Here is a 9,736-nt window from a genome sequence, read left to right on the forward strand (position 1 = left end):
TCTGTGAATGAATAGAGACTTGTCAGGCCATATTGTAAGAAAAGGAATAGATTGGGAGGAATATGAAAATGAGCAAAGAACAAGGCTACCCGTCAAAAATACCCCCACAACATCAAGAACGTATACCAGGTATTGAGTCGGAAATGAATCCATTGCCCATTTCCGAAGATTATGATTATCAAGGCAGCGGGAAGTTGAAAGGGAAGGTAGCCTTAATTACCGGAGGGGATAGCGGGATAGGTCGTGCAGTGGCCATTGCCTATGCAAAGGAAGGTGCAGATGTTGCCCTTTGTTATTTCAATGAGCATTAGGATGCGGAGGAAACGAAGCGACAGGTGGAAGAGGAAGGACGAAAATGCCTTTTGATCGCCGGAGATATTGGAGAGGAAGAGTTTTGCCGAAATGCCATTCAACAAGCGGTCCAAGTCTATACCCGTCTGGACATTCTGGTCAACAACGCAGCGGAGCAACATCCGCAGCCTGGGATTGAATACATAACGTCACAACAGCTGGACAGAACATTTAAGACCAATATTTTCTCCATGTTCCATCTGACAAAGGCAGCCCTGCCGTATATGAAGCAAGGGAGCTGTATTATTAATACGGCGTCCATTACCGCCTATAATGGACACGAACAACTCATTGACTATTCAGCAACGAAAGGGGCCATAGTCACCTTTACCCGTTCTTTATCCTTATCCCTTGTAAGCAAAGGGATTCGGGTAAATGGAGTGGCACCCGGACCGATTTGGACTCCGTTAATCCCATCCACGTTTACTCCAGATCAAGTGGCCCAATTCGGGTCGAAAACAGCGATGAAACGCCCCGGACAACCTGAAGAATTGGCTCCAAGCTATGTATTCTTGGCCTGTGATGATTCTTCATTCATGACAGGACAAATGCTGCATGTCAATGGCGGGGAATTTGTGAGCAGTTAATGGCTTTGTTGCAGCCTGGGAGTCCGTTCGGATATTGGAAGACTTGAAACCAACTGTCGCTGTGATGGGTCATGGATCATCGATGTCAGGCGAGTTGTTGTCAAACAGCCTGCAAAAGCCGGTCCGTGAATTTGACCGTATTGCCATTCCGGATTACGGTAAATATGTGGATGAACATCAACATTAGAAAACGAAAAAGGAGCAGACGCATCTGCTCCTTTTTCTTCATGTTTCAAAAATAAGGAGGAATAAAAAAGACCATTAGTGTATATACGTATATTAAGTAAGTTAATTATCCTATGGAGGGATGATGGTCTTATGGGTTGGATTTCTCTTGTTGGTCGGGTTATCCTTGCACTTTATTTTATCTACTCAGGCGTTAATCACTTTTCTAATTATCAGGGGATGAAGCAGTATACCTCATACAAAGGAGTTCTAGCTCCGGGAATTGCCGTAGTCGTCACAGGTTTGATGCTTTTAGGAGGCGGATTAAGTATTCTGACAGGCTACTGCATTGGATGGGGAGTTGGATTATTAGTTGTTTTCCTTGTAGCAAGTGCGTTCCTTATGCATAATTTCTGGACCGTTGACGATCCCATGACAAAGGTAGGAGAAAAGAATCAATTTATGAAGAATATAGCATTAGCAGCAGCTGCTTTATTGTTGCTGGAGATTACGGATTGGTCTTGGTGAAAAGGAGAAAAACCTGGTGAAGCACACCGGGTTTTTCTTATTTAGATGTGTTCACTGAAAATCAGCAAACAAGTGTTGACCATGTTGTTTCCACTTTTCTTTGTATAGTTGCCCAAATCCCATGGTATAGAACCCATCATGGTATTTAATGAGCTGAAATCCACAATTATGCCAGAAGGGGGTACTATCTCCGCAACTATCAAGAAATGTGGTGTACCCGTTTTCGTTCGCCCAAGTTAGTAGATTTTTCACAATTTCAATACCAATATGTCTACGACGATAAGTTAATGGAAGACGAAGGAGTCCAATAAACAACATTTGATGGTCATTTTCAATGAAGATGTCCAGTAGTTTATTATCATAGGAAAATCCGGGGTCTCTCATCATTTCGTTTGTAAAAATAGTAACATGATCAGGTTCGATATATTCATTATATGAGATTGCATGTTGATCTAAGACAGTTTCAACATCAGATAGAAATGTATACATTTATCATCACCAGAACCATTATGCACTAAACGACAAAAACAGTCAAATTATGACATCGTTTACATACTAAAAATAATTTTTGAATCTATGGTTGAGTGTAAAAATGACCCCCATAAAAAATAAAGTAAAAACGAAAATATTAGTATCGGCAATTATCTGATAATAAAGACGTGTGAATCCGTCTTTCTATATAACATATGACTTTGAAAAGAAAGGGGAAGTAAGGGTGGTTACCATTCAGGACTTGAGAAAAAGATTAGATGTGATGGAGTATTTAGGTTTCGATGAAACCGAAAAGATGTGGGTATATTCCTATAAGGATGTTTATCATAAAGATCGAATGTATGGTTTATTGGCCTATAAGCAGAATGTAATCGAGTTACAGTCATTAAGAGGATTGAAATTAACTAAAGGATAACCCCCTCAACTTAACGATGATTATAAATGGTACGATGTACCATCACAAAAAGTTACTTGATTCGAACAATACTCGTAAGCACGACCATAGGGTTCCTGTACAAAATCTCAGCTAAAAAGCTGAGATTTTTCTGTTTACAAACAAATAGTTTGAAAACAAGAGAAAACAAAAGAATTTGATATGGTATTTACCATACAAGTGCTTACATTCAGCTATATTAGAATAGCCATTTTGAGGTGCCTCGTGTATCATATATCTTTAGGTACAACGGCTCCGATTTTTCTGAGAGAGAAAAGTCAAACATAATAATTGAATAGAAAGAGGTTGGCAATGAATTTAAAACAAGAATGGTTTTCCAACATTCGAGGTGACGTCCTGGCAGGAATGACGGTAGCGCTTGCTTTGATACCAGAGGCTATTGCGTTTTCCATTATTGCAGGAGTAGATCCGATGGTCGGTCTCTACGCATCGTTTTGTATTGCCGTTATTATTTCTTTTGTAGGTGGTCGTCCGGGAATGATTTCGGCAGCAACGGGTGCCATGGCGCTGCTCATGGTCGACTTGGTTAAGGAATATGGTCTAGAGTATCTCCTCGCGGCAACCGTATTAACAGGGGTCATTCAATTTATCCTTGGGATCTTGAAAGTGGGCAGATTTATTACGTTTGTTCCGCACTCTGTGATGCTAGGATTCGTCAATGCGTTGGCGATTTTGATTTTTATGGCTCAGCTTCCTCACTTCGTTGGGGAGTCATGGCAGATGTATGCGATGGTAGCGGGAACATTAGCAATTATTTATATCTTGCCTCGTTTTACAAAGGCCGCTCCATCGCCACTGATCGCCATTATCGTGATGACGGCTATTTCCATTTATGCTGGACTGGGTATTCGTACAGTGGGAGATATGGGGGAGATTACTCGTGCCTTGCCGATGTTTCATTTACCTAACATCGAGTTATCCCTGCAGACTTTGTGGATTATCTTACCTTATTCCATTCCGCTAGCGATCGTCGGACTTTTAGAATCCTTATTAACAGCCACCATTGTGGATGAAATGACGGAAACCAAAAGCTCCAAGGATCAAGAGGTTAAAGGTCAAGGTATTGCTAATATGGTGACAGGATTCTTTGGAGGAATGGCAGGTTGCGCTATGATCGGTCAATCCGTCATTAATGTCAAATCAGGTGGCCGTGGACGGTTATCCGCATTGGTTGCCGGGGTGTTCCTTCTATTTTTAATTTTGGTGTTGGGCGACATTGTGAAGCAAATCCCGATGGGAGCTTTAGTTGGGGTTATGATTATGGTCTCCATTGGAACGTTCGATTGGCAATCGCTTCGAACCTTGCCGAAAACCCCTCGTCCTGATGCTGTCGTGATGATTGTGACTGTTGCCATTGTGGTGGCGACACACGACCTGGCCAAGGGAGTAATGGCTGGAGTGATTTTAAGTGCCTTAATCTTCGGATGGAAGATGGCCACGATGAAAACGACAACGACGGTGGAAAATGGGACGAAAATCTATAAAGTGTCCGGGCAAATGTTCTTTGGAACGATGAGCCACTTTGTAAATGAATTTAGTTTTAATGAAGACCCTGAGCGGATTGTTATTGATTTTAGCAACTCCCATGTTTGGGATCATTCTGCGGTAACAGCGATCGCAAAGGTCGTATATAAATACCAAAAACTCCATAAACAGGTAGAAATTATTGGGCTAAATGAAGAAAGTCAGATGTTAGTAGATCAAGTTGGAATATCTTCTCCTTCAGGACATTAATATCATTGGAGCTTGTACCTTGGATGAAAGAGACAGTTTACCACTGTCTCTTTTGTTTTGTCATGAGTCTTGGCGTTTGTCTCGTTACTGTTGCATGAAAAATGCTGTAATCAAAGCAATCGCATATTTAATAGGTTGATATTTAAGATGACGATTCTTCACCAAAATTTGTTTTAATTCCCTTTTCTCTATTTGTTTTTCGCTCTCCCATGACTCCCAGGCTTTCCGACGGTATTGAGATTCAAAAATCACAATCATCCCCCCAAGTGGTCATAAATATGAAAACGCTTACTATTTTAATTATACTCTTAGTCCGAGCGTTTTTCCAAGGATTATTTAAGCGTGTTTTTTCAAGTATCGATGCTCTTCTTTTCGTGAACGGGAGCATAGTTGAAATATATTATTATTTTAGTGTAAAATTAGAAAATTAGGAAAGTTATGATTAGGAGGGGAGTAAATGGTTCCACAAAGAGTAAGTCTAGTCACGATTGGTGCTATAAATTTACCAGAGCTTCGGTCTTTTTATAGTCGATTAGGTTGGGAAGAGACAGAGTTTAGCTCCGACAATTTTGCTGTTTTAAAAACAGCTGGCGTTCTCGTTTCCTTGTTTCCCATTCAGGAATTGTCAAAAGATGTTGGTGTAGAAGTCTCTAAATCTAAAGCGTCTTTTCATGGCGTAACTCTTGCGATAAATGTGGAAAGTCCAGAGCAGGTGGATTCAACGATGGATTTGATACGAGAGGCCGGAGCGAAAATACTCCGCGAACCACATCATACTTTTTGGGGTGGCAGGATAGCCTATTTTGCTGACCCAGAAAATAATCTTTGGGAAGTGGCTTGGAATCCAACTGCTGTGTTTGATGAACGTGGAGCAATGCTTTCGTTTTAGATACTCCTATGAATCTCTCAATCACTTTCAAAAGTTCATAATGTAGTCACAACCACAGTGATATATATCACAAATATTTTATTTGAATTCCACTATGATTAAGTTATAAATACTTTAAATGGTGTTTAAAAACATACATAGATGGAGTGGATCAACATGCTAAGTCCGAAAACAATTGAAATGATTAAATCGACGGTTCCTGTTTTAGAAGTCCACGGTAAAGCCATTACAACTCGATTCTATCAATTGATGTTCAGTAACAATCCGGAATTATTGAATATATTCAACCATGCCAATCAGAAGCAGGGAAGACAGCAAACTGCCCTGGCCAATGCCGTGTATGCAGCAGCAGCTAATATTGATAACCTGGGAGCGATTCTGTCAACCGTCAAGCAAATTGGTCAAAAGCATAGAAGTCTGGGAATCAAACCAGAGCACTATCCGATTGTGGGCCGGAATCTATTAGCAGCCATCAAGGATGTGCTAGGAAATGCGGCAACGGATGAAATCATCCAAGCGTGGGCAGAAGCATATGGAGTCATTGCTGATGCCTTCATTCAAGTAGAAGCGGAAATGTACCGTGAAGCCGAGCAGCAAAAGGGTGGTTGGGAAGGTTTTCGCCGTTTTACCGTGGTGAAAAAAGTGAAGGAGAGTGAAGTCATTACTTCCTTTTACTTAAAGCCGGAAGACGGAGGTTCCATCTCGCTGTTTCAACCAGGCCAATATATCAGCGTGAAAGCGGAAGTGGATGGGGAAACCTATACCCATATTCGCCAGTATAGTTTATCAGAGGCTCCGGGAAAGGATTATTACCGAATCAGTGTGAAGCGGGAGGACGCGGTTGGGCAGAATCCCCAAGGCATCGTTTCGGCTTATTTACACAACCAAGTTCAGGAAGGGGATGTCATCCCAATTAGTGCGCCTGCAGGTGATTTTGTGCTGGATATGAACAAACAGATTCCGGTTGTGCTGATCAGTGGCGGTGTGGGTTTAACCCCGATGGTCAGTATGCTCAATACCCTCGCTGCCCGAGGCGATCGTCCAGTTACCTATATTCATGCAGCCATCAACAGCAAATACCATGCCATGAGAGAACATGTTCAGCAGCTGGCGGTTGGCCACGAGCATGTTACATCTTATGTATGTTATGAAAAGCCTTCTGAAGAAGATCGCATTACATGGAAATTTGACAAAGAGGGGTACATTGATTTGGCATGGCTAAAGTCCATCTTACCATCCAATCAAGCTGATTTTTATTTCTGTGGCCCTATCCCGTTTATGAAGGTGATCTATTCCGCCTTGAAAGAGTGGGGAGTTCAAGCAGATCAGATCCACTTTGAATTTTTCGGACCGGCTGACGTTTTGGAGGATTCGGAAATGGTTTCCTAATCGCTTCATTGGAGGATTCATTCCAAGAGGCTCAAAATGAGTAGTTTAATTGCATACTTATGACCTAGTCTGACAGACCCTGTCAGACTTTTCCTATATAAAACGGGAATTGGCACGAGATCTTCGAATGTCTATTCGGCTTCATCTATTAGCGTTAACGTTCAAGTCATTGGCATATTTTCACTAATGAAACGCATCTTAAATTATGATTAGTTAACTCTTGTCTTTTCCGAACGAATGAAGAAGTGGATTGAGCATCCGTTTGCAATAAATGAGGGGATTTTTCTTATGGGTGAAGAAGAATTTGATTATTACACAGATGAAGATTTTTCATGGGTAGGTATTGAAGCAATTTTATAAATCACCTACATTCAACATAAAAAGGGTACACATTTTAAAATTGAGATAAAGTTTGATTGGGACTTTGAAGAACATGACAAAGAAATTCTACCATCATTTTTGAAAAATTGGACTTATGGTGAAGATAGATTCATTAAACCATTCACACTAATTGATTTCACGTTTAAAGCGCAGGACGCATTCTACTTCAGTGGGGTGATGAATGCGCTTCGGACAAGGGAGGGGTATCCCCTCTCCGATGTCCGACAATAATGCTTGCCATATTCATACAACCATAGTAAAATAAGAACAAACATTCTATGTTGAAGCGAGGTGATCCTGTGAAAAAGGCAAAGACTTCCTCTTTTATTCTGACTCTAGATTTAAAACTTGAAACTTATCAAATACATATTTTGGAGAAAAGATTTAATATTGCTCGCCAAATGTTCAACGCCTGCTTAGGCAAGCTGCTAATACGATACGATAAGATGAAAAAAGATCCTCGATACATAGAGAATTGTAAACAACCAAAGGGTGCTGATCGAAACCGCATTTTTCGAGTTCTAAATCAAGAGTACGGATTAGAAGAATATAAAATTCATGCATTTGTAACGAGAATGTATCAACATTTCGATAGGCACATCGATTCCAATACAGCACAAAAAATAGCTACCAGAGCATGGAGTTCTTTTAAAGATCTCCTTTATAAAAAGGCGAAGAAAGTCCATTTTAAAAAGTTTGGAACTATGGATTCGGTTGAAGGGAAAACCAATAAGTCCGGCATCACTTTTCGAGGAGATATTTTAAAATGGAATGGACTAAACATTCCTGTAGTCATAGACAAAAATGATGATTATGCTGAAAAATCATTAACACGTAAAATTAAGTTTTGTCGCATTCAGCGCAAAATTATTCGTGGAAAAATCAAATATTATGTACAACTGATTTTAGAAGGTATCCCTCCAGTAAAGACAGAAAAGAAATCAGGACTACCTAAGAAAGAATCCCCTTCTAGTGAAGTTGGTTTGGATATAGGGATTTCTACACTGGCTATGGTGTCGAACGAAAAAGTGAGTATGGTCGTTCTGTGTGATGATTTAGCGGATATGTCTAAGGAGAAGCGTCGAATTCAACGTCGGATGGACCGTTCCCGAAGAGCAACGAACCCTCATAAATATCTACCGGATGGAACCATCAACCCACAAGATCAAACACGTTGGAAATGTTCGAAACACTATATCACAGCATGGTACCAACTGAAAGAAATCGAACGTAAATTAGCAGCCTGCCGAAAACAATCGCATGAAAGACTGGCAAATCAAGTGTTGGTCATGGGCGACGTGATTAAGGTAGAGCAAATGAATTATAAAGCCTTACAAAAAACAAGGTATGGAAAACGGATCGGGTTAAAAGCTCCCGCGATGTTCTTAACGATTTTGGATCGGAAATTACATTACATAGGGAAAGAATTAATCAAAATCAATACATGGAAAGTGAAAGCTTCTCAGTACGACCCTCTTTCGGATACCTATAAGAAGAAAAAGTTATCGGAACGATGGCACATCTTAGAAAATGGTATAGGCATTCAACGGGATATTTTTTCAGCATGGCTGATTAAAAATGTAACGGAAAACTTAACAGAGGTCGATCGCGAACGTTGTGTAAATGAATTTAAAGACTTTTATCAGGAATATCAATCCATTATTGAAAAGGTTAAAAAAGAAGTGCTAATTGCTTAAACACATGATATTGCGTCTTGAAGCGGGCGCTAGGCTATCGTCAAGTGGTGAGTTCTACAACTATAGGTTGATGATACGAGGAGACTCGTCAGAACCATTAGATAGTGAAAGTCTTATTGAACATACTGAGTTGGAATGCACAAGCATGAAAGAAGGTATCTAAATAAGAACCTCCCCATTTCAATGGGGAGAGCTTCAGAATGACCAATAATTCTTTTCTAGCTACATTCAAAACAATCAGGAAAAGTAAGAAATTTGATAAAATTAAATTCCTTCTCGTTGACATTGTTACGGTTTATAAAGCATATGAATATGATGTTCAATTACTAAAGGTGGACCTTGTAAGTAATAAAGGGAAAATTTAATTTATTCAGCAATTGTTCGACTAACGGTGATCATTAGTTGAACAAAGGATAATTTTAAGGATTTTTATGATTTAGGTATTTAGTCAGTTTATATGAAATGCAAAATTGTGGTAAAATTACCACTGAATTGGTTGAGTGATACATATTTTTAAAAACACCATGATATAGAACATTTATCATGGTGTTTTATTTTTTTTAAGGGAGAATAGGTGTGGAATATTTAGCTATATTGGTCGCTGTAATACCTGCAATTATACTAATTTGTCTACTGAATAAAAATGAAGAAAATAATGACCTGTAACCAATCAAAATCGAGGGAAAAGATGTCATCGGTCCTCTTTGTTTTATTGAACAAACGGTTACTTTAGTTATTATGGTAATGTAGGAATTTTTAGGAGGGATAGTATGCACGGTTTTGCAACGTTTGATTATTTAAGACCTGTTTTTGTTACATTTATCATGACTAGCGAGAAGACCCCCACCTCCACGAATGTTTTTTCGTAGGTGGGGGATAAATCGCTGTTTTTCGCTACCAGAATATGGTAAAATAGGAATATACGTTCCTGTTAAACAGAGGTGGTGAAAGGCATGGGAGCCAAGAAAAGCAAACGGAATGTGCCCACTGGGGATGTACTGGTATCCAAAATCCCCTTACGTCTAACCGCTGAACAACGTCTGTTGGTCGATCATCTACGTCAAGAATC

9 protein-coding genes and 2 pseudogenes are annotated in these 9,736 nt (G+C 39.9%); 9 read left to right on the plus strand and 2 right to left on the minus strand.

The window, feature by feature from the left end:
* Window positions 1-68: 68 nt before the first annotated feature.
* The 3 genes and pseudogenes from ACGLXV_RS22640 (at window position 69) to ACGLXV_RS22650 (ending at window position 1,631) form a co-directional block, all read left to right on the plus strand.
* Window positions 69-938: pseudogene (locus ACGLXV_RS22640) on the plus strand (SDR family oxidoreductase).
* Between the two features lie 10 nt (window positions 939-948).
* Window positions 949-1,125 (plus strand): annotated as a pseudogene (locus tag ACGLXV_RS22645) (metal-dependent hydrolase); the annotation flags it as partial.
* Window positions 1,126-1,256: 131 nt separating this feature from the next.
* The gene (locus ACGLXV_RS22650; protein ID WP_391560410.1) at window positions 1,257-1,631 is read left to right on the plus strand and encodes a DoxX family membrane protein; all 375 of its coding nucleotides are present in this window, start codon (window positions 1,257-1,259) and stop codon (window positions 1,629-1,631) included.
* Between the two features lie 51 nt (window positions 1,632-1,682).
* Here the strand turns inward: ACGLXV_RS22650 and ACGLXV_RS22655 are convergent, their stop codons facing one another.
* Window positions 1,683-2,120 (minus strand): GNAT family N-acetyltransferase, encoded by a 438-nt coding sequence (locus ACGLXV_RS22655; RefSeq protein WP_391560411.1) that lies wholly within the window; start codon window positions 2,118-2,120, stop codon window positions 1,683-1,685.
* Window positions 2,121-2,346: 226 nt separating this feature from the next.
* Here ACGLXV_RS22655 and ACGLXV_RS22660 point away from each other — a divergent pair, with 226 nt between their 5' ends.
* Together ACGLXV_RS22660 and ACGLXV_RS22665 are read left to right on the plus strand one after the other, a co-directional pair.
* A complete protein-coding gene (locus ACGLXV_RS22660; RefSeq protein WP_391560412.1) occupies window positions 2,347-2,538 on the plus strand; it encodes a hypothetical protein in 192 nt (63 codons plus the stop codon).
* Window positions 2,539-2,868: 330 nt separating this feature from the next.
* Window positions 2,869-4,311, plus strand: coding sequence for a SulP family inorganic anion transporter (locus ACGLXV_RS22665; protein WP_391560413.1), 1,443 nt, complete (start codon window positions 2,869-2,871; stop codon window positions 4,309-4,311).
* An 84-nt stretch (window positions 4,312-4,395) separates the two neighbouring features.
* Here ACGLXV_RS22665 and ACGLXV_RS22670 read toward each other — a convergent pair whose 3' ends face one another.
* Entirely contained in the window at window positions 4,396-4,563 is a 168-nt protein-coding gene (locus tag ACGLXV_RS22670) for a hypothetical protein (RefSeq protein ID WP_391560414.1), read from the minus strand.
* A gap of 205 nt (window positions 4,564-4,768) precedes the next feature.
* On the opposite strand from ACGLXV_RS22670, the gene ACGLXV_RS22675 reads away from it, so the two are divergent.
* From ACGLXV_RS22675 to ACGLXV_RS22690, 4 genes are all read left to right on the plus strand, one after another.
* Window positions 4,769-5,200 (plus strand): VOC family protein, encoded by a 432-nt coding sequence (locus ACGLXV_RS22675; RefSeq protein WP_391560415.1) that lies wholly within the window; start codon window positions 4,769-4,771, stop codon window positions 5,198-5,200.
* Between the two features lie 156 nt (window positions 5,201-5,356).
* Window positions 5,357-6,589, plus strand: coding sequence for an NO-inducible flavohemoprotein (gene hmpA, locus ACGLXV_RS22680; RefSeq protein WP_391560416.1), 1,233 nt, complete (start codon window positions 5,357-5,359; stop codon window positions 6,587-6,589).
* Window positions 6,590-7,269: 680 nt separating this feature from the next.
* On the plus strand, window positions 7,270-8,667 hold the full coding sequence (locus tag ACGLXV_RS22685; RefSeq protein ID WP_391560417.1) for an RNA-guided endonuclease TnpB family protein: 1,398 nt from the start codon (window positions 7,270-7,272) through the stop codon (window positions 8,665-8,667).
* A gap of 200 nt (window positions 8,668-8,867) precedes the next feature.
* The gene (locus ACGLXV_RS22690; RefSeq protein ID WP_391560418.1) at window positions 8,868-9,032 is read left to right on the plus strand and encodes a hypothetical protein; all 165 of its coding nucleotides are present in this window, start codon (window positions 8,868-8,870) and stop codon (window positions 9,030-9,032) included.
* Window positions 9,033-9,736: the final 704 nt, after the last annotated feature.

Source organism: Robertmurraya sp., from assembly GCF_036676585.1.
In the GTDB taxonomy this organism is placed as follows: Bacteria; Bacillota; Bacilli; order Bacillales; family Cytobacillaceae; genus Robertmurraya_A.

What these genes read in the sequence shown, in the direction of transcription:
- ACGLXV_RS22650 (WP_391560410.1), top strand. Translation starts at nt 1,257, where the DNA reads ATGGGTTGGATTTCTCTTGTTGGTCGGGTTATCCTTGCACTTTATTTT.
- ACGLXV_RS22655 (WP_391560411.1), bottom strand. Translation starts at nt 2,120, where the DNA reads ATGTATACATTTCTATCTGATGTTGAAACTGTCTTAGATCAACATGCA.
- ACGLXV_RS22665 (WP_391560413.1), top strand. Translation starts at nt 2,869, where the DNA reads ATGAATTTAAAACAAGAATGGTTTTCCAACATTCGAGGTGACGTCCTG.
- ACGLXV_RS22675 (WP_391560415.1), top strand. Translation starts at nt 4,769, where the DNA reads ATGGTTCCACAAAGAGTAAGTCTAGTCACGATTGGTGCTATAAATTTA.
- hmpA (WP_391560416.1), top strand. Translation starts at nt 5,357, where the DNA reads ATGCTAAGTCCGAAAACAATTGAAATGATTAAATCGACGGTTCCTGTT.
- ACGLXV_RS22690 (WP_391560418.1), top strand. Translation starts at nt 8,868, where the DNA reads ATGACCAATAATTCTTTTCTAGCTACATTCAAAACAATCAGGAAAAGT.